We start from the raw sequence: 18,761 nt of genomic DNA, 5'->3' as shown, positions 1-18,761 counted from the left end.
GCCCTAGCGGTCCCGAGGCGGACGGTGGGCCCACGGGTGGCGCAGGCGGATCCAGATGTCCCTGGCGTGCCTGCCCTCCGCCGCGCGGCTGTGGGCCACCAGCCTCTCCGCCTCCCCGGCGGTCTCGACCATGGGGCCGGACCCGCGGAGCGGCTTGCCGGCGGTCTCGTGGAGGAACAGCGTCGAGACGAAGCCGATGACGCCGGCCGCCATGAGGTAGTACGCCGGGACCATGTCGTTGCCCGTCGCCTCCACCAGCGCCGAGGTGAACAGCGGCGTCGTACCGCCGAACAGCGAGACGGAGATGTTGAAGGCGATGGACAGGGCGCCGTAGCGCAGACGGGTGGGGAACAGCGCCGGCAGCGTGGAGGCGGCGGTACCCGCGAAGCAGACGAGCAGCAGTCCGAGCACGGCGCAGCCGACGGCGGGCAGCAGGACGCCGCCCTCGCGGATCAGCAGGAACGCCGGGACGGCCAGCAGGACCAGGGCGACACTGCCTGCCAGGAAGACCGGCCTGCGGCCCCAGCGGTCCGAGGTGCGGCCCACGGTCGTGATCGTCAGGACCACGAGCAGCATGGTGCCGAGGACCAGCAGTTGGGCCGTGGTGTCGTTCCCGCCCAGGGTGACGGTCATGTAGGTGGGCAGGTACGAGGTCACCATGTAGTTCGTGACGTTGTAGAGGAGGACGAGCCCCATGCAGATGAGCACGGCGTGCCAGTGCTGGGTGAAGATCTCCTTGAGGCGTCCCTTGCCCGACTCGCGGGCGTCGTCGCCGGGCTCCGCGGCCTCCTCGCCCTCCGCCACCGCGTAGGCGGCCTCCTTCTTGAACGCCGGGGTCTCTTCGAGCTTCAGCCGCATGTAGAGGCCGATCAGGCCCAGCGGGCCCGCGATGAAGAAGGGGATGCGCCAGCCCCAGTCCTCCAGGCCCTGCGTGCCGAGCGTGAGGGTGAGGATCGTGACCAGGCCGGAGCCCATGGCGTAGCCGACGAAGGTGCCGAAGTCGAGCCAGCTGCCGAGGAAACCCCGTCGCCTGTCGGGCGCGTACTCGGCGATGTAGGTGGTGGCGCCGGCGTATTCGCCGCCGGTCGAGAAGCCCTGGACCAGGCGGCAGAGGAGGAGCAGCAGGGGAGCGACGAAACCGACGGAGGCGTAGGTCGGCAGGAAGCCGACGGCGAACGTGCTCGCCGCCATCATGATCATGGTGGCGGCGAGGACCTTCTGCCGGCCGATCCGGTCGCCGAGCGGCCCGAAGACCAGACCGCCGAGCGGCCGGACCAGGAACGCCGCGGCGAAGGTGGCGAAGGTCGAGACGACCTGGGCGCCGGGGGAGCTCGACGGGAAGAAGACCTTGCCCATCGTCCCGGCCAGATAGGCGTACACGCCGAAGTCGAACCACTCCATGGTGTTGCCCAGCGCGGCGGCGGTCACGGCCCGGCGTACCTGCGGCCGGTCGGCCACCGTCACGTCCGCGCTGCTGAGCGCCTTCTTGCGGCGGCGGAGCAGGGTGCGCACCATCCGGTCGGTCGACGCGTGTCCGCGGCGCGGCGGCGGGGGGCGGCGAGGTGCTCCTGCCATGGTGTCGGCCTCTCTGCCTGGATGCCCCGGTACTCCGGCGACCTCTGATTCTTCGGGGCGGGGTGGGCCCCGGCATGTCGGCGGGCCCATCCGTGTGACCGCCGTTCCGGCCGCCGCCGCGCCGCCGACACGGCGGCTACGCGGGCTCCGGCGGCCCGGACCCCGCCGGAAGGCGGCCGGAACCGGCCGCGCGAGCGGCGGCCGCGGCGTCCGTCACGTCCAGGAACACCTGGTCGAGCTCGGGCCAGCGCCGCTTCAGCTCCTCGCGGATGCGCACCATCGCGTCCTCGATGGTCTCGCTGTCGTAGCCGGCCGTCAGATCGATGCCGGCGGCCAGCAGCACCGACTCCGGTCCCAGGCGCATCGTCAGCAAGGCGGTCACCGAGTCGATCTCGGGCTGCTGCCGCAGCAGGTCGTGCACCTGGCGCTGCAGGACCGGGTCCGCCGCCTCCCCGATCAGCTGGGCCCGGGCGCCCTTGCCGAGCGTGTAGGCCACGTAGACGAGCAGGACGCCGATGAGGATGGAGGCGCACGCCTCGTACGCGACCTCCCCGGTCGCCATGTGGAGGGCCATGCCGGCCATGGCCAGGACGACGCCCACACAGGCCGTGCTGTCCTCGGCCAGGACGGTGCGCAGCGCCGGATCGTTGCCCTCGCGGACCTCCTCGGCCGTACTGCGCCCGGCGGCCCGCGCCGCGCCCTGTACCTGGCGGACGGCCCGGACCAGCGAGGCGCCTTCGGCGAGGAGGGCCACGAAGAGCACGATCAGGCCGATCACGTACCCGCCGTGCGACTCGGCACGGTCCGAGCGGAAGGCCTCGATGCCCTGGAAGACCGAGAAGCAGCCTCCGGTGACGAAGATGCCGACAGCGGCCAGCAGGGACCAGAAGAAGCGCTCCTTGCCGTAGCCGAAGGGGTGCCGCTCGTCCGCCGGGCGCTTGCTGCGGCGTACCGAAGCGAGCAGGAACACCTCGTTGAGGCTGTCGGCCACCGAGTGGGCCGCCTCGGACAGCAGGGCCGGTGAGGCCGCCACGACGCCGCCGATGCCCTTGGCCACGCAGATGGCCAGGTTGGCGGCGAGGGCCACCCAGACCGTGATGCGGGTCTGCCCGTCCTGGTCGCCCGCCGTTTCGCCGTCCTGGCCGGGGACCGCGTCGGCGGACGTCATCCCCGTACGACGGCCCGTACGTGCTCGATGCTTCCGCAGTCCGACGCCAGCTGCCTCTCCCGCTCGCGCAGGAACGCGGCACCCAGCTCGGCCCGGCGCTCATCGGGCACGTTCTCCCTGGCACCGTTGAGGATGGTCCGCTCCTCCTCGTCGATGTGGTGCGACACCGCCTTCGCCAGGTCCTCCAGGCGCGCGTCCCATTCGTCGGAGCCCACCTCGGAGACCTCGAGCAGCGCCAGCAGGGCCTCATTGCCCTCGGCGTGCTCCTCGGCCCCGTGCTCCACCTCCTCGTCGTCCACGTTCTTGAACCGCTTCAGCGCCCCGTACACCTCGGTTTCCTCGGCCTCGCCGTGCGCGATGAGCAGTGCGGCGAACTTCTTGAGGGCCTGGGCGCGGTCGGCTTCCACGCTCCGCATCCGCCGGAACAGGTCCTCCATGGTGCGGTGGTCCTTGAGGATCACCGCGACGACATCCTGATCCACGCTCATGGAGTACTCCTTCTCGTTCTTCTTCTCGTTCTTCGTTTTCGCCGGCGCTAGCGCCGGCGGCTTCCGCCGGATACCAGCCGGTATACGAGCAGCAGGATCATCGAGCCGACGACCGCGGCTATCCAGGTCGAGAGTTCGAAGAATCCGTCGATCGAATCGACCCCGAACGCGACCTTGCCCAGCCAGCCTCCGAGGAGGGCGCCGGCGATTCCGATCAGGATGGTGACGATCACACCACCGGGATCCCTGCCGGGCAACAGGGCCTTGGCGATCATTCCCGCCAGCAGGCCGATGACGATCCAGGCGATGATTCCCACAATGTCTCCTCAGCGGGTCGTTCAGTTCCTTCCCTCCGTCGGGTGCTCACCGCATCAGAATTCAAACCCGGGCGGCCGACCGCGCGCCCAAAGCGTGCTCTCGGCAGAAGTGGGCAGGCGGCAGGGGCCGGACGAGTGACAACCGAAAGCGAAAGGGACCGTATGCGCAGTGTCGGGGTGGAGGAAGAACTCCTGCTGGTCGATCCGCGGACGGGTGAGCCGGCCGCATCCGCCGGAGCGGTACTGGCCTCGGCCATTCGGTCCAACGGCCGGGCGGCGGGAGTCGGCGGTGAGATCCCGCTGGAAAAGGAACTGCACAAGGAGCAGGTCGAATTCGCGACCCGGCCCGTGACGGAAATGGGCGAGCTGGACGAAGAGATCCGCCGCTGGCGGGCGGAGGCCGCCAGGCACGCCGAAACCGCCGGCGTGGTGGTGGCCGCACTCGCCACCTGCCCGTTGCGGGTGGAGCCCTCCCTCAGCGTCGGCGAGCGGTACCAGTGGATCGCCCGGCAGTTCGGCCTGCCCGCGCAGGAACAGCTGACCTGCGGCTGCCACGTGCACGTGTCGGTGGACTCCGACGAGGAGGGGGTGGCGGTCCTCGACCGGATCCGGCCCTGGCTGTCCGTCCTCACCGCTCTCAGCGCGAATTCACCCTTCTGGCAGGGCGAGGACACCCGGTACGGCAGCTACCGCAGCCGGGTCTGGAACCGCTGGCCCTCGGCGGGCCCGGTGAACGTCTTCGGTTCGGCCGACCGCTACCACGAGCGGGTCCGGGCCATGGTCGCGACGGGTGCGCTGCGCGACGAGGGAATGATCTACTTCGATGCCCGGCTGGCCGCCTCCTACCCCACGGTGGAGATCCGCGTGGCGGACGTGTGCCTCGACGCGTCGACTCCGGTGCTGCTCGCCGCACTGGTACGGGGCCTGGTGGACACGGCCTCCCGCGCCTGGCAGGCCGGCGAACCGCCGTCCCTGGTCGACACGGGCCTGCTCCGCCTCGCCGCCTGGCGGGCGGCCAGGTCGGGAATCGACGGACCGCTGATCCATCCGGCCACCATGCTGGAGGACGCCCCCGAGTCCGTCGCCTGGGCGCTGTACGACCACGTGCGGGACGCCCTGGAGGAGAACGGGGACGCCGAACTGGTGAAGGCCGGCCTGGTGCGGCTCCTGACCCGGGGCAACGGGGCGCGCATCCAGCGCGGCCTCCTGAGCGAAGGGGGCGACCTGGCGGCCATGGTGGCCCGGTGCGCCCGCATCACTCTCGGCAACTGACCGCGAAGGGCGGCCCCTTACCCCTACTGTGGCGGCAGCACCGAAGCGGGGGAGCGCGGCATGTCCACGTGGAACGGGATCGGCACGAAGTATCTCGGCTTCAGCCACAAACGCCCCGACGGCACCCATCACGCCACCGAGTGGTTCGTCCTGAACCACATGCCCGTCGTACCGCTGCGCCGGTACCGGCTACTGGTCGGCCGTACGACGTACACGACGGACGCCGCAGGCGGCAGTACGTCGACCACGGCCTACCAGATGCTGGGCCGTTCTCCGCTGCGCGTGGTCGAGGTACTGGCCACCTACCTGACGTGGTGGGTCGCCGGGCCGGCCCTCGTGCTCGCTCCGTTCCTCCTCCTGGCCTGGACGAACCCCGATTTCGGCCGGGGTTCGACCTTCTGGGGCTGGGTGATCGTCATCGGCGGACTGGCGTGGCTGGTCGGGCTGCCGCTGGTCCTCATCTCCCGCTCCAGGCGGTGGCGGGGGCTGCCGCCCGGCTGAGGGGCCGGGTACGCCGGTGGCCGCACGGGCCGTGCCCGACCGGCGGAACACCCCCTAAAATGCGTGGGTCCGGCAGGACAGGATCGGGACAGCGGGGGTTCGTGCAGTGAACGCGTACGGCAGTGGTGGGTACGGCGAGGCATCCGGCGTCGGCGGAGGTCCGCCGCAGCCCGGCCCGCCGCCGCAGGGTCCGTACGCACCGCAGGGGTACCCGCCGTACACGCCGCCCCCGCAGGGATATCCGTCCGCGCCGCCGCCCGGTTATCCGCAGGGGTACCCGTCCCCGCAGGGGTACCCGTCCCCGCAGGGGTACTCGTACCCGCCGGGGTATCCGGCACAGCCGGGGCCGGGGTACCCGTACGCGCCGTCGTATCCGTATGCGCCCCCGCCCGTCCCGCTGACCCGGCGACAGAAGATCGTCCGCGGCGTCTTCAACCCGTTCTACGCCGCCCAGAGGGTCTTCCGCCCCTCGCGCCCCGGCATCGTCGAGGACCGCGAGGTCCGCAAGCTCCAGCTGTGGCGCACGGTGCTGGGCCTCGCGGCCTGGGTGTCGCTGATGGTCACCTACAACGCCGTCAGCAGCGCGGCGGACGTCGAGGCCGCCGCCGCCGACCGCTTCGACCAGGGCTGGTCCAGTGTCCTGGTGCTGACCTGCACCTTCCCCGTGGTGGTCGGCGCCTTCGCGGCGGCCGCCCGGGGCCACTTGCGGCGCGTCTACCTGCGGCGGGCCCTGCGCCCGCTCGGCGCGGTGCTGGCCCTCATGGCCGCCATGTTCACCTCCGCGATCGCCATGGCGCCGGAGCTGGGCGGACTGCGGGACGCGGTGGGACTGCCCGGAAAGATCGTCATCGGGGTGCTGTGCCTGTGGTCGGTCGGCTTCGCCCTCTACGGCATCGGCCTGTCACTGGTCCACGTCTTCCGTACCGCCGACATCCACGAGCTGGTGCCGCCGGTCCTCGCCACCGTCCTGGTCTGGGAGATGGCCCTCATGGACGTGATCACCGGCGCCTATCCGCAGGTCCCGCCGGGTGTCCGGGCGGTCTTCATCCTGGGCGCCCCCGTCACCGTGACGGCCCTGTCCTGCTGGGAGCTGTACCGGCTGCGCCGCCGCCACGGCCTGACCCTGCGCGGGGCCCTGCGCCCCTGACGCCGGGGGAGTACGGGCGGCCCGTACCCCCTCCCGGCGGAAGGATCAGCGGTAGTCGTCCGGGTGGCCCTGCATCCAGGTGTTGATCTTGTCGCGGGTTCCGGTCAGTTCGCTCTGGTGCTCCTTCAGGTTCGGGAAGGAGCGGTCACCGTCGAGCTGCTTGTCGAGCTTCGCGATGAGCGCGATCGGCTCGGGGAAGTGCCCGGGCCCCTTCGGGTCGGCCTTCATCGCCCGGTCCATGCGGTGGAGTTCGTCGTAGACCCGCCCGAGGAAGTACGCGCAGTCCGTCGCGCAGGAGTCGCCCAGCGTCGCCTGGAGCCCGGCGAAAGCGTCCCGCACCTTCTCGGCCGGGAGCGCGCTCGACGAGGGCGCGGCCGCCCCGGACGAGGCCACGCCCGGAGCCGACGGCGTGCCCGCGGACGACGGCCCGGCCGCGGACGACGACCCGCCCGCTGACGGGGACGCGACCGGCGAGGAGCCCGTAGGCGCAGCCGGGGAGGAAGCCGCGGACGGCGGGGCGGCGGGATCCGCGTCGCAGGAAACCGTGAGCGCGGCCAGGGCGACGGCAAGCACCGCGGCGCCGCGGAAGGTGGAACGGAACATCGAGAACCCCCATGATCGTTTGAGGCGGTCACCCTACAGATGCCGCGGGGCCCACGCGCAGCCGGGGGCCTCCGACGCTCCCGGTACGCGGCCCCGGCGCGTGCCGCGCCCCCGGGATGGGGCCGGCGTGGCAGAGTGGACGCATGTGTGGCCGCTATGCCTCCACCCGCGCTCCGGCCGACCTCGCCGACCTGTTCGAGGCCGGCTGGGACGGCCGCGAGGCGCTGCCCGCGAGCTGGAACGTGGCTCCCACCGACCCCGTGTGGGCCGTCCTCGAACGCGCCGACCGGGAAACCGGCGCGGTGGAACGGCGACTGCGCGCCCTGCGCTGGGGCCTGGTCCCGTCCTGGGCGAAGGACCCCGGCGTGGGCTCCCGGATGATCAACGCCCGCGTGGAGACGGTCCACGAGAAGCCCGCCTACCGCAAGGCGTTCGCCGGACGGCGGTGCCTGCTCCCCGCCGACGGCTTCTACGAATGGCAGCCCGTCCCCGCCACCGGCACCGCGAAGGCCTACAAGCAGCCCTACTTCATCACCCCCGAGGACGCCACGGTGATGGCCATGGCCGGGCTGTACGAGTTCTGGCGCGACCCCGCCGTGCCCGACGAGGACGATCCGGCGGCCTGGCTCACCACGGCCACGATCATCACCACCGAGGCCACCGACGCGGCGGGCCGGATCCACCCCCGCATGCCCCTCGCCCTGCACCCGGACGACTACCAGGCCTGGCTCGACCCCACCCATGAGGACACCCACGCCCTGCGCGCCCTGCTCCACACCCCGGCCGACGGCCGGCTCCAGGTGCGGGCGGTGACCACCGCGGTCAACAGCGTCCGCAACAACGGCCCCCACCTCCTCGACCCCGCGTCCTGAGGCCGGACCAGCCAAGTGCCGTGCCAGTGGAACGGTTTGCCCCGAACAGCGCTCTAGCGTGGTGCGCACCGGTTGGCGGTGCTCTGGACCGTTGCGTCCAGGCTGAACGTCGCAGAGGAGTCACCGATCCATGGGTCTGACGAGTACCACGCTCCTGACGTGCGTCGTGCTGTGCACGGCGCTCGTCTCCGCGGCCACGGTGTGGGCGTGGCCGAGGCTGGCACGACCGGGCTGGAGGGCGGTGTCGGGGCGGGTGGGAGTGCTCGTCGTCATCCAGGTGTTCCTGTTCGCGTCGGTCGGGCTCGTGGCCAACCGCACCTTCCTGCTCTACGACTCGTGGGCCGACCTGGCGGGGAAGAAGCGCCAGGTCGCGGCGGCGCCGGGAGGCGCGGCCGTGGAGGTCCTCGGACGCCAGGCTCCCGAGGTGCCCGGCGGCAGGGACCCGCGGGCGGGCGGCGTGATCGAGTCGGTCATGGTGCACGGCGAGCGCTCCCGGGCCGCGGCCCAGGCGTACGTCTACCTGCCGCCGGAGTACTTCCAGCAGGGCAACGAGCAGCGCCGCTTCCCCGCCGCCGTGGTCCTGACCGGGTTCCCGGGGATGTCGGAGAACCTGGTCAAGGGGCTGCGGTACCCGAGGTTCGCCTGGACCCAGGTCAAGGAGAAGAAGGCGCGGCCGATGATCCTGGTGATGATGCGGCCCGTCATCGGGCCGGCCAACACCCAGTGCGTGGACGTCCCCGGCGGCCCGCAGAGCGAGACCTTCTTCGGCACGGACGTCGCCAAGGCCATATCGCGCTCCTACCGCGTCCCCGACTCCCCGCGGAACTGGGGGATCATCGGCGATTCGACGGGAGGTTACTGCGCGCTGAAGATGACGATGCAGCACCCGGAGACCTATGCGGCCGGAGTGGGCCTGTCGGCGGACTACAAGCCGGAGATCGACGGGGACTCCGGCGACCTCTTCCACGGCAACAAGGACGAGGAGAAACGATCCGACCTGCTGTGGCACCTGGACAACCGGCCGCAGCCCGCGTCCTCGTTCCTGGTCACGACCTCCGCGCAGGGAGAGTCGAACCTCAAGGCGACCCAGCAGTTCATCAGCAAGGTCAAGGGTCCCGCGCGCGTCTCGTCCATCACGCTGGACGTCGGCGGCCACGGCTTCAACACCTGGCGCCGGGAGATCCCCCCGGCCCTGGAGTGGATCAGCGGCCGTCTGGGTGATCCCCAGCAGTAGCCCCGCCCGCCCCGCCCGCCCCGCCCCGCCCGCCCCTCCCGCCAGGAGCCGGGCGGGCGGGCCAGGCCGCCGGGAGCGGCAAGGTGAACAGCTCCTCCGGGAGGGGGCCCAGGCCCAGCAGGCCCAGGGTCGTGCTCGTCGTGATCCTGTGCCACGCGTCCGCCTGACGCAGCATCGCGTGCTGTCCCCCGGGCATGACGATGCCCGCGGCCCGCACGCCCCGCTCGCGGGCCCGCCGGAGGTACTCCCAGGTCGCCCGGGCGTCGGTGACGCGGTCCGCTTCGTCGTGCAGGAGGAGCACCGTCGTGTCCTCGAGGTGCTCCACCGGCTCGCCGGGCGGGCACCAGGGTGCGAGCCCGACCACCGCGCGTACCGTCGGCGCGGCCGCGGCGCGCAGCGCGGCCCGGGCGCCCATGGAATGCCCGACCAGCACCACGGGTACGGCTCCCGCCACCCGGCGCAGCTCGTCCAGGGCCCGCACGGTGTCGCGTACGGGGTCCTCGCGGGCGCCGTTCCAGCCGCGATGGCGGTAGCGGACCTCGGCCACGACCACCCGGTCCAGCGCGGTGGCCCGGCCGATCGCCCGGGTGAAGGCCCGCATGCGCAGCCGGGGGAGGCTCAGCGCGGGCGGCGCGGCCAGGCCGTCCGCGCGCCCGCCGTGCAGCACGAGCACCGCGGCCGCCGGGCGCTCCGGCAGCCGGTGGAGCGACAGCGCGGCCGGGACTTCCCCGGCCTGTGCTGCCGAAGGGCGCGGAGACCTGGGCCTCATCCGGGGTTCCTTCCCGTCGGGGGGATGTGTCGGAGTCGGGAGACGGCCGCACCGCCCGGGAGCGGCCGTCCACCCTCGATTCGACACCGGAGCCCCGCCGGATTGGCGCGGATCGATCAGCGCACCTGTACGCCGACGAGGCAGGTGTCGTCGTCCGTGTCCGACCTGCTGTACGTCAGGAGGCGGTCGAGCCGGCTCTCCAGCGACGGGGCATCGCGTCCGGCGAGGCCGAGCAACTGGGACAGGGACTCCATCACCGAGGTGTCCCGCCGCTCCACGAGCCCGTCGGTGTACATCAGTACGGTGTCCTCGGCTTCGAGCTGCACTTCCTCCTCGACGTACTCCGCGTCCGGCACGGCTCCGAGCAGCAGACCCTGGCTGAGCGGGAACGCCGTCGCCTTCGCACCGCGCACCAGAATGGGCGGCAGGTGCCCGGCCCGCGCCCAGCGCAGTACCCGCCTCTCCGGATCGAAGAGCCCGCACACGGCGGTCGCCGTCAGATCGCCGGTCAGGTGGTGGGCGACCGCGTTCAGCCAGGTCAGCAGCTGAGCGGGACCGGCCCCGGTGACCGCCAGACCCCGCAGGGCGTTGCGCAGGACGACCATCCCGGTGGCCGCGTCGATGCCGTGCCCGGCCACGTCGCCGACGCACAGCAGCACCTGCCGGTTCGGCAGGACGACCGAGTCGTACCAGTCACCGCCGATCAGGGCCTGCGACTCGGCCGGCCGGTAGCGCACCCCGATGCGGATGCCCGGTGCCTCCAGGGGCGCGGGCGCCGGGGGCATGATGGCGTGCTGCAACTGGAGGGCGAGCCGGCTGCGTTCGGCCGACTCCGCCTCGGTGTGCGCCAGCTGGTCGCGGGTGGCGGCGAGCGCCACTTCGGTCCAGTGCTGCGCGGAGATGTCCTGATAGGCACCCCGCACGGAGTACAGCGACCCCTCGGCGTCGAGGACGGGCTCCGCGACGATGCGTATGTGCCGGGTGACACCGTCCGGGCGCTGGAGGCGGAAGGCCACGGAGGCGTCGCGCTGATAGTGCAGCAGCGTCCGCAGGAACCGGCTGATCGAGGTCACGTCGTCGGGATGCGCGAGCCCGGGCAGTTCCTCCAGAGGCACCGGAGCGGCGCCCACGGGCCGGCCGTACAGCGCGAAGAGCTGCCCGTTCCAGGTGATCTCGCCCGTGGCGACGTTCTCCTCGAACCCGCCGATCCGGCCGAGCCGCTGCGCGTGCTGGAGCAGGCTGGCCAGCCGCGCCGTCTCGTCCTCGATCCGCCAGATCAGCAGGAGCACGGCGCCGTGACGGGTGATGCTGACGTCCGCCACGGCCGTGAGCGGGACGTCGTCGATGAAGGCGGTCAGCGTCATCCGCTGCGTCTGGAACGACTCCCCGGTCGCGTAGACCCGCTCCAGCTTCTCGAAGAGTCCGCTGTCCTCGGCAGCCATCGGATAGGCCTCGAGGAACGACGATCCGTTCACGGCACTGCGCGGCCGGCCCGCCGGGTCGGTGAAACGGTCGTTGACGTGGTGGATCCGGAAGTCCGTCAGACCTCCGGCGGGGCCGAGGACCGGAGTGAGGACCAGCGCCGGATCGTGCAGATGATCCGCGAGCTCGGTCAGTTCGGCCACACCCGCCTGCGGCGGACCGGGCACCGAGGGGGTCCCGGCGCCCGTGGGATCCTCCAGGGTGTGGGCGCACAGCTCGGCCAGCGCCTCGATCTGCCGGACGATCTGAGGTGGCTGAGGCGCGAGCGGCTGCGGCCAGCTCACCTCCAGGACCCCGTGGATACGGCCGCCCGTTCCGGCCGGCACCGCTATCCGCCCGCCGTGCGGGTGCTGGCGGCGCCCGATGGAGGGCATCCCGGAGTCGGAAAGGCGGGAGACGAAGGCCGGCCCCCGCTCGATGAGTGCGAGCCGCGCACAGGTGGCGACCTCGGGCGGGACGTAGCGCCAGCGGCCCGCCTCCTCCTCCGTGAACCCGGCCTGACCGGCCAGGGTGAGCGAGGAGTCGGAGCCGGCGATCCAGATGGCCACGCCGTGCGCCCCGAGCGGGGCCAGCGCGTTCTCCAGGAGGGCCACCGCCACCGCCTGGGCGTCGCCGGCCGACAGCAGGCGGCTCTCGGCCGTGCGCAGCCGTACGGCCGTCGCTTCCTCCGGGCCTGCTCCCGGCTCGCCCGCGGCGCGGTCCAGGAACTCCGCGGCCACGTCGCTGACCCGGTCGCGCGCCGCCTGGTTGATGATCTCCACGGAGAGCTCCAGGACGGTCGTGCCCGACTGCCCCGCCAGCGTGGCCAGCTGCCGCGCCGCCTCGGTCGGGCCACAGCCCAGCCTGCCGACCAGTACGCCCTTGGCCATCTCGATCAGGGACCGGCCGTCCGCGGCCGACTGCGCCGCGCGGACCTCCCGGCGCAGCCGCTCCACGGTGGCCGCCAGCCGCCCCACGTCGCCGCCGTCGACGGCCGCCGTCTGCCGCGCCACCGCGCTCGCGTCCCAGGGCGGGGACCGGCGGGCAGCCGGTACCGCACGGTCCGCCGCTTCCCCCGCGGGCGCGTCGCCGTGCGGGCCGTGCTCGTAGTGGGGACTGTTCACCGTGCGTCCGGCTTCCTGAGGTGAGTACGACGGGAACGGGTGCGGTCAGGCATGCGTGGCGCCCGCGGCGTCCTGCGGCAGGAGCCAGTGCCGGACACGTGCCATGAGGTCGTCGGCGTCGACGGGCTTGGTCACGTAGTCGCTGGCCCCCGATGCCAGGCTCTTCTCCCGGTCGCCGGGCATCGCCTTGGCGGTGACCGAGATGATCGGCAGGTCGGCGTAGGCCGGCATGCGACGGATCTCCGCGGTCGCCGCGTAGCCGTCCATCTCGGGCATCATCACGTCCATCAGAATCAGGTGGATCCCCGGATGGCCGGTCAGCGCCTCGATGGCGGCGCGGCCGTTCTCCGCGTGCACGACCTGGATCCCGTGCAGTTCGAGGATGCCGCTGATCGCGTACAGGTTCCGCGCGTCGTCGTCGACCACCAGGACGGAGCGGCCGGCCAGCCCGTTCTCCAGGAACTGGGGGGCCGTCGCGGGGGAGTCGTCCGGGCGCACCAGGGACGGTACGTCGCCCGGCTCCTGCGCGGAGAGGTGGAGCGCGATCCGCTCGCGCAGCTCGTCCAGACTGGACAGCACCTCCAGCGGCTGCGCCGCCGTGTGCTCGTCCAGCTCCCGCTGCTGCGCGGCGTCGAGGCGGCGGTTGTCGTGCGCGAGCACGGGGAGCGAGGCCAGCGCCGTGTCACCCGCCAGGGCCCGCAGGAAGCGCAGCGCCTCCCCGTCGTGGCCCAGTTCCAGGACGACGCAGTGGAAGGGCGTGCCGGCGAGGACCGTGGCGGCCTCCTGGGCGCTCACGGCCGTCACCACCTCGACGCGGTCCTCGGCCGCGAAGGCGGAGCGGCCGAGCGTGAGGTCGTTGGCGGCGCTCTCGGCGACGAGGGTCAGCAGCCCGTTGCTGCGCTCCTCGATCACCAGCAGCCGCCGCCGGCGCCGGTCGGCAGTGGGCGCCGGAGCGGCCCCGGGCTGCGCGTCGGCATCCGACTGCGCCGCCGGTTCGGGCCTGGGGCCCGGCAGGGCGGGATCGGCGAAGTCGGTCCGGGCGACCGGCAGGTAGAGGGTGAAGACGGATCCCTCACCCGGCGTGCTGACCGCGGTGACGGCGCCGCCGAGCAGCTGGGCGATCTCGCGCGTGATGGACAGACCGAGGCCGGTGCCCCCGTACTTGCGGCTGGTAGTCCCGTCGGCCTGCTGGAAGGCGGCGAAGATCGACTCGAGCTGCTGTTCCGCGATGCCGATGCCGGTGTCCTTCACGCGGAAGGCGACCATCGACCCCGAGTGGCTCAGCCCGGCCGGCAGATCGGCGGCGGACACGGGCTCGATGCGCAGCTCCACCCGGCCGTGCCCGGTGAACTTCACCGCGTTGGAGAGCAGGTTGCGCAGGATCTGGCGCAGCCGCGAGTCGTCGGTGAGAAGGTCGACCGGCACCCCGGGGGCGGTGGTGATCCCGAATTCGAGGCTCTTCTGGCTGGTCAGCGGCCGGAAGGTGGCGTCGACGTAGTCGAGGAGCTGCTTCAGCGGTACTCGCTCGGGGTTGATGTCCATCTTGCCGGCCTCGACCTTGGACAGGTCGAGGATGTCGTCGATCAACTGGAGCAGATCGGAACCGGCCGAATGGATGATGCCCGCGTACTCGACCTGCTTCGGGGTGAGATTGCGGCTCGGGTTCTGCGCGAGCAACTGGGCCAGGATGAGCAGGCTGTTGAGCGGGGTGCGCAGTTCGTGGCTCATGTTGGCCAGGAACTCCGACTTGTACTTGGAGGCCAGGGAGAGCTGCTGGGCGCGGTCCTCCAGCTCCTGACGGGCCTGCTCGATCTCCAGGTTCTTCGTCTCGATGTCGCGGTTCTGGCTGGCGAGGAGGGCCGCCTTCTCCTCCAGTTCCGCATTGGAGCGCTGCAACTCGTCCTGCTGTACCTGGAGTTCCTCGGACCGGGCCTGCAGCTCGCCGGTCAGCCGCTGTGATTCGCCGAGCAGTACGTCGGTGCGCGCATTGGCCACGATCGTGCTGACGTTGACACCCACGGTCTCCATCAGGCGGCCGAGGAAGTCGCGGTGGACGGCGGTGAACTCCTTGAACGAGCCCAGCTCGATGACACCGAGGACCTGGTCCTCCACCACGATGGGCAGCACGATCAGACCGGCGGGCGCGGAGCGGCCCAGTCCCGAGGAGATCAGGTAGCCGGCCGGCACGTCCTCGGCGACGATGATGCGGCGGCTGCGGGCGGCCTGCCCGACCAGCGTCTCGCCCAGCGCGAGGCGGGTGCCCTCGGACTGGCCCGAGGGGCGTCCGTAGGAGCCGATGAGGGTGAGCCAGGTCTGGCCGTCCGACTCGTCGGCCAGGTAGAAGCCGCCGTAGCTGGCGTCGACCAGCGGGGTGAGCTCGTCCATGACCAGCTCGGCGACGACCGCGAGGTCGCGGTGGCCCTGCATCAGGCCGGAGATCCGCGCCAGATTGGACTTGAGCCAGTCCTGTTCCAGGTTGGCGCGCGTCGTCTCGCGCAGCGAGCCGACCATCGAGTTGATGTTGTCCTTGAGCTCGGCCACCTCGCCGGACGCGTCGACCGTGATGGAACGGGTCAGGTCCCCCTCCGCGACCGCGCTCGCCACCTCCGCGATGGCCCGCACCTGGCGGGTCAGGTTGCCGGCGAGCTCGTTGACGTTCTCCGTCAGCCGCTTCCAGGTCCCCGAGACGCCCTCCACCTCGGCCTGGCCGCCGAGGCGCCCTTCGCTGCCGACCTCGCGGGCGACGCGGGTGACCTCGGCAGCGAAGGAGGAGAGCTGGTCCACCATCGTGTTGATGGTGGTCTTGAGTTCGAGGATCTCCCCCCGGGCGTCCACGTCGATCTTCTTCGACAGGTCGCCGTTGGCCACCGCGGTCGTGACCAGGGCGATGTTGCGGACCTGGCCCGTGAGGTTGTTGGCCATCGAGTTGACGTTGTCGGTGAGGTCCTTCCAGGTGCCCGCCACGTGCGGGACGTGCGCCTGCCCGCCGAGGCGGCCCTCGGTGCCCACCTCGCGTGCCACGCGGGTGACCTCGTCGGCGAAGGCCGACAGCGTGTCCACCATCGTGTTGATCACTCCGGCGAGCGCGGCCACCTCGCCCTTGGCCTCCACCGTGATCTTCTGCGAGAGGTCGCCCCTGGCCACGGCGGTGGCCACCTGGGCGATGGACCGCACCTGCCCGGTGAGGTTGGACGCCATGACGTTGACGTTGTCGGTCAGGTCCTTCCAGGTGCCCGATACACCGCGGACCGTGGCCTGGCCGCCGAGGTTGCCCTCCGTCCCGACCTCGCGGGCGACGCGGGTGACCTCGTCGGCGAAGGCGGACAGCTGGTCGACCATCGTGTTGATGGTCTCCTTCAGCTCCAGGATCTCGCCGCGGGCGTCGACCCGGATCTTCTGCGTCATGTCGCCCTGGGCCACCGCGGTGGTCACCTCGGCGATCGACCGGACCTGCGCGGTGAGGTTGTCGGCCATGAAGTTCACCGAGTCGGTGAGGTCGCGCCAGGTGCCGGAGACGCCCTTGACGTCGGCCTGGCCGCCGAGGCGGCCCTCGGTGCCCACTTCGCGGGCGACCCTGGTGACCTCGTCGGCGAAGGCCGAGAGCTGGTCCACCATGGTGTTGATCGTCGTCTTGAGTTCGAGGATCTCGCCGCGGGCGTCGACCCGGATCTTCTGCGAGAGGTCGCCCTTGGCCACGGCCGTCGCCACCTGGGCGATGGAGCGCACCTGGGCCGTGAGGTTGCCGGCCATGAAGTTCACCGAATCGGTGAGGTCGCGCCAGGTGCCGGAGACGCCCTTGACGTCCGCCTGGCCCCCGAGGATCCCCTCCGTGCCCACCTCGCGGGCCATCCTGGTGACCTCGTCGGCGAAGGCGGACAGCTGGTCGACCATCGTGTTGATGGTGTTCTTGAGCTCCAGGATCTCGCCCCGGGCATCGACGGCGATCTTCTGCGAGAGGTCGCCCTTGGCCACCGCCGTGGTCACCTGGGCGATGTTGCGGACCTGGTCGGTGAGGTTGCCGGCCATGAAGTTCACCGAATCGGTGAGGTCGCGCCAGACGCCCGCCACCCCCGGCACCTCGGCCTGCCCGCCGAGGCGGCCCTCGCTGCCGACCTCGCGGGCGACGCGGGTCACCTCGTCCGCGAAGGAGGAGAGCTGGTCCACCATCGTGTTGACGGTGTCCTTGAGCTCCAGGATCTCGCCGCGCGCGGCCACGTCGATCTTCTGGGACAGGTCCCCGCGGGCCACGGCCGTCGCGACCTGGGCGATGTCCCGCACCTGGGTGGTGAGGTTGCCGGCCATGGCGTTCACGGAGTCCGTCAGATCGGCCCAGGTCCCCGAAACGCCGGGGACCACGGCCTGCCCGCCCAGCGTGCCCTCGGTACCCACCTCGCGGGCGACCCGGGTCACCTCCGAGGTGAACAGCGAGAGCTGGTCGACCATGCCGTTGAAGACGGTCGCGATCTCCCCGAGCAGTCCGTCCGCCTCGTCGGGGAGCCGGGTGCCGAAGTCACCGTCGCGCACGGCCGTCAGCCCGGCCAGAAGTTGCCGGAGCTCAGGCTCTCCCACCACCCCCGGTACGTTCGCCTCCACGTTCGGGCGCGCGTCCGCTGCCTTGGCCATCTGTCCCCCGCTCAGTTCCCGGATCCCGCGGTGCCGTTGACGGGGCGATGCGGTGCTGCCCCTGTTCCGAGCGCCCGTTCCCAGTGGCCCGGGCGGTCGGCAAATAAGGTGAACACTACCCCCCGCCACATGTTCCGCTTCCCCCTTCCCGCAGACGCCGATCAGGGCCGGACCGGGGGCGATGGCGTGTGTACGGCCGGGAAACGGGGGCAGGCGCGAGGCACGATCGCCCGGCTTCCAGAAAGGTGTCACCCATGCTGATGGCCCACCCGGCTGTCCTGTCCGGTCTCGTCGAGCGCTACTGGGCCCTGTCGGTCCTGGACGCGGACGGAGGCAGCCCCGAGGTCCGCAGCCGGCTGGAGGACGTCACGTACACCCTGTGCGTCGCGACGGGAACCTCGAACGTGGACGCCGCGCTGGCCGCCGCCCGCCTCCGGCTCCCGGGTGCCCGGCCCCTCGACGATTCCGTCCTCGCCGAGTAGGTATCGGGCGCAAACCGATCAGATCAAGCCAAGACTGGCGTGATCTTATCCGTTGGTGACTGTGTAGCCCCCGGATACCGGGGCATGAGCGGGTTCGAAGCCATCCGCTCCAGGGAGGGAAACGTCACCATGCCGCGCTCTGTCACAGCTGTGAGCCCCGCGCGTGAAGCAGCCGCCGAGGTCATTCCTGCGGCCGCGTATCCGGCGGGGGAGTCCTTCACGGAGCTGCCCCCGGTCGAGAACGCCCGCGAGGTCGCTCCCGCCGATGCGCGCGAGTTGTCCAGGATGTTCCTGATCCGGCTGCGCGCCCTGGAAGAGGGGACGCGCGAGTACCAGTACGCCCGCAACACGCTGATCGAGATGAACATCTCCCTCGTCCACTTCGCCGCCCGGCGGTTCCGGGGCAGGACCGCCGGCGGCGGCGGAGTGGAGATGGACGACATCGTCCAGGTCGGCACGATCGGCCTCATCAAGGCCATCGACCGCTTCGACCCCGATCGCGAGGTCGAGTTCTCCACCCTCGCCCTCCCGTACATCTCGGGCGAGATCAAGCGGTACTTCCGCGACACCACCTGGGCCGTGCACGTCCCGCGCCGCCTCCAGGAACTGCGCACGGAACTCGCGAAGAGCCAGGAGGACCTGACGGACGTGCTGGGCCGGGCGCCGACGGTCCGGGAACTGGCCGAACACCTCGAACTCGGCGAGGAGGAGGTCATCGAGGGCCTGGTGGCGGCCAACGGCTACACCAGCGGCTCGCTCGACGCCTCCGCCGACTCCGAGGAGCAGTCGGCCTCCGGGCGCAGGACCCGGCCCCTCGCCGAGAGCATGGGCGAGGTCGACCCCGCCGTGGAGCTCTTCGAGGACATGCACACCCTCGCGCCCCTCCTGGGCCGGCTGAAGGCACGCGACCGTCAGATCCTGCAGATGCGCTTCGGCCAGGAGAAGACCCAGGCCGAGATCGGCGCCGAACTCGGCATCTCCCAGATGCAGGTCTCCCGCCTCCTGTCCCGGATCCTCGCCCAGCTGCGCACCGGCATGCTGACCGCGTGAACGAAACCGCGGGCGGCCCGTGCGGCGGGCCGCCCGCGGCGGCGCACCCGCGTCCGCCGTCCCCGGCGGACGGCT

The 18,761-nt window shown here is 71.7% G+C and carries 15 protein-coding genes; 7 read left to right on the top strand and 8 right to left on the bottom strand.

Annotated elements, in window-relative coordinates:
• Window positions 1-3 precede the first annotated feature (3 nt).
• From proP to ACZ4TG_RS01440, 4 genes are all read right to left on the bottom strand, one after another.
• Window positions 4-1,515 carry a glycine betaine/L-proline transporter ProP gene (gene proP, locus ACZ4TG_RS01455; RefSeq protein ID WP_468159764.1) on the bottom strand — a complete coding sequence of 504 codons (1,512 nt, stop codon included), beginning with the start codon at window positions 1,513-1,515 and terminating at the stop codon, window positions 4-6.
• 196 nt (window positions 1,516-1,711) lie between these two features.
• The gene (locus ACZ4TG_RS01450; RefSeq protein ID WP_468159267.1) at window positions 1,712-2,743 is read right to left on the bottom strand and encodes a cation diffusion facilitator family transporter; all 1,032 of its coding nucleotides are present in this window, start codon (window positions 2,741-2,743) and stop codon (window positions 1,712-1,714) included.
• On the bottom strand, window positions 2,740-3,231 hold the full coding sequence (locus tag ACZ4TG_RS01445; RefSeq protein ID WP_468159266.1) for a hemerythrin domain-containing protein: 492 nt from the start codon (window positions 3,229-3,231) through the stop codon (window positions 2,740-2,742). The genes ACZ4TG_RS01450 and ACZ4TG_RS01445 overlap by 4 nt, the downstream gene beginning before the upstream one ends.
• Before the next feature lie 47 nt (window positions 3,232-3,278).
• Window positions 3,279-3,548, bottom strand: coding sequence for a GlsB/YeaQ/YmgE family stress response membrane protein (locus tag ACZ4TG_RS01440; RefSeq protein ID WP_468159265.1), 270 nt, complete (start codon window positions 3,546-3,548; stop codon window positions 3,279-3,281).
• A gap of 162 nt (window positions 3,549-3,710) precedes the next feature.
• Between ACZ4TG_RS01440 and ACZ4TG_RS01435 the strand changes: the two genes are divergently transcribed.
• From ACZ4TG_RS01435 to ACZ4TG_RS01425, 3 genes are all read left to right on the top strand, one after another.
• The gene (locus tag ACZ4TG_RS01435) at window positions 3,711-4,820 is read left to right on the top strand and encodes a glutamate--cysteine ligase 2 (RefSeq protein ID WP_468159264.1); all 1,110 of its coding nucleotides are present in this window, start codon (window positions 3,711-3,713) and stop codon (window positions 4,818-4,820) included.
• A 60-nt stretch (window positions 4,821-4,880) separates the two neighbouring features.
• Window positions 4,881-5,321 (top strand): hypothetical protein, encoded by a 441-nt coding sequence (locus tag ACZ4TG_RS01430; RefSeq protein ID WP_468159263.1) that lies wholly within the window; start codon window positions 4,881-4,883, stop codon window positions 5,319-5,321.
• A 106-nt stretch (window positions 5,322-5,427) separates the two neighbouring features.
• Window positions 5,428-6,468 (top strand): hypothetical protein, encoded by a 1,041-nt coding sequence (locus ACZ4TG_RS01425; RefSeq protein ID WP_468159262.1) that lies wholly within the window; start codon window positions 5,428-5,430, stop codon window positions 6,466-6,468.
• A 45-nt stretch (window positions 6,469-6,513) separates the two neighbouring features.
• Here the strand turns inward: ACZ4TG_RS01425 and ACZ4TG_RS01420 are convergent, their stop codons facing one another.
• On the bottom strand, window positions 6,514-7,071 hold the full coding sequence (locus ACZ4TG_RS01420; RefSeq protein WP_468159261.1) for a hypothetical protein: 558 nt from the start codon (window positions 7,069-7,071) through the stop codon (window positions 6,514-6,516).
• Between the two features lie 143 nt (window positions 7,072-7,214).
• Between ACZ4TG_RS01420 and ACZ4TG_RS01415 the strand changes: the two genes are divergently transcribed.
• Together ACZ4TG_RS01415 and ACZ4TG_RS01410 are read left to right on the top strand one after the other, a co-directional pair.
• Complete coding sequence (locus ACZ4TG_RS01415) at window positions 7,215-7,943, top strand: SOS response-associated peptidase (RefSeq protein ID WP_468159260.1); 729 nt, start codon at window positions 7,215-7,217, stop codon at window positions 7,941-7,943.
• Between the two features lie 130 nt (window positions 7,944-8,073).
• Window positions 8,074-9,177, top strand: a complete 1,104-nt coding sequence (locus ACZ4TG_RS01410) for an alpha/beta hydrolase (protein WP_468159259.1) — start codon at window positions 8,074-8,076, stop codon at window positions 9,175-9,177.
• Here the strand turns inward: ACZ4TG_RS01410 and ACZ4TG_RS01405 are convergent.
• From ACZ4TG_RS01405 to ACZ4TG_RS01395, 3 genes are all read right to left on the bottom strand, one after another.
• Window positions 9,146-9,946: an alpha/beta fold hydrolase gene (locus ACZ4TG_RS01405; protein ID WP_468159258.1), complete on the bottom strand. Its 801-nt coding sequence runs from the start codon at window positions 9,944-9,946 to the stop codon at window positions 9,146-9,148. The genes ACZ4TG_RS01410 and ACZ4TG_RS01405 overlap by 32 nt on opposite strands.
• A 116-nt stretch (window positions 9,947-10,062) precedes the next feature.
• Window positions 10,063-12,531: a SpoIIE family protein phosphatase gene (locus ACZ4TG_RS01400; RefSeq protein WP_468159257.1), complete on the bottom strand. Its 2,469-nt coding sequence runs from the start codon at window positions 12,529-12,531 to the stop codon at window positions 10,063-10,065.
• A gap of 45 nt (window positions 12,532-12,576) precedes the next feature.
• A complete protein-coding gene (locus ACZ4TG_RS01395) occupies window positions 12,577-17,154 on the bottom strand; it encodes a HAMP domain-containing protein (protein WP_468159256.1) in 4,578 nt (1,525 codons plus the stop codon).
• Between the two features lie 254 nt (window positions 17,155-17,408).
• Between ACZ4TG_RS01395 and ACZ4TG_RS01390 the strand changes: the two genes are divergently transcribed.
• Both ACZ4TG_RS01390 and ACZ4TG_RS01385 read left to right on the top strand, forming a co-directional pair.
• Complete coding sequence (locus ACZ4TG_RS01390; protein ID WP_468159255.1) at window positions 17,409-17,636, top strand: DUF5133 domain-containing protein; 228 nt, start codon at window positions 17,409-17,411, stop codon at window positions 17,634-17,636.
• A 129-nt stretch (window positions 17,637-17,765) separates the two neighbouring features.
• The gene (locus ACZ4TG_RS01385) at window positions 17,766-18,686 is read left to right on the top strand and encodes a SigB/SigF/SigG family RNA polymerase sigma factor (protein WP_468159254.1); all 921 of its coding nucleotides are present in this window, start codon (window positions 17,766-17,768) and stop codon (window positions 18,684-18,686) included.
• The last annotated feature ends 75 nt before the right edge of the window (window positions 18,687-18,761 follow it).

This window comes from Streptomyces sp. NPDC028314 (assembly GCF_055565795.1).
Note: the sequence above shows the minus strand (reverse complement) of the source record. Positions and strands in the feature narration are given on the sequence as shown.

Excerpts from the sequence above, each read along its gene's own strand:
- proP (WP_468159764.1), bottom strand. The coding sequence starts at position 1,515 with ATGGTGCGCACCCTGCTCCGCCGCCGCAAGAAGGCGCTCAGCAGCGCG.
- ACZ4TG_RS01450 (WP_468159267.1), bottom strand. The coding sequence starts at position 2,743 with ATGACGTCCGCCGACGCGGTCCCCGGCCAGGACGGCGAAACGGCGGGC.
- ACZ4TG_RS01445 (WP_468159266.1), bottom strand. The coding sequence starts at position 3,231 with ATGAGCGTGGATCAGGATGTCGTCGCGGTGATCCTCAAGGACCACCGC.
- ACZ4TG_RS01435 (WP_468159264.1), top strand. The coding sequence starts at position 3,711 with ATGCGCAGTGTCGGGGTGGAGGAAGAACTCCTGCTGGTCGATCCGCGG.
- ACZ4TG_RS01430 (WP_468159263.1), top strand. The coding sequence starts at position 4,881 with ATGTCCACGTGGAACGGGATCGGCACGAAGTATCTCGGCTTCAGCCAC.
- ACZ4TG_RS01420 (WP_468159261.1), bottom strand. The coding sequence starts at position 7,071 with ATGTTCCGTTCCACCTTCCGCGGCGCCGCGGTGCTTGCCGTCGCCCTG.
- ACZ4TG_RS01415 (WP_468159260.1), top strand. The coding sequence starts at position 7,215 with ATGTGTGGCCGCTATGCCTCCACCCGCGCTCCGGCCGACCTCGCCGAC.
- ACZ4TG_RS01410 (WP_468159259.1), top strand. The coding sequence starts at position 8,074 with ATGGGTCTGACGAGTACCACGCTCCTGACGTGCGTCGTGCTGTGCACG.
- ACZ4TG_RS01405 (WP_468159258.1), bottom strand. The coding sequence starts at position 9,946 with ATGAGGCCCAGGTCTCCGCGCCCTTCGGCAGCACAGGCCGGGGAAGTC.
- ACZ4TG_RS01395 (WP_468159256.1), bottom strand. The coding sequence starts at position 17,154 with ATGGCCAAGGCAGCGGACGCGCGCCCGAACGTGGAGGCGAACGTACCG.
- ACZ4TG_RS01390 (WP_468159255.1), top strand. The coding sequence starts at position 17,409 with ATGCTGATGGCCCACCCGGCTGTCCTGTCCGGTCTCGTCGAGCGCTAC.
- ACZ4TG_RS01385 (WP_468159254.1), top strand. The coding sequence starts at position 17,766 with ATGCCGCGCTCTGTCACAGCTGTGAGCCCCGCGCGTGAAGCAGCCGCC.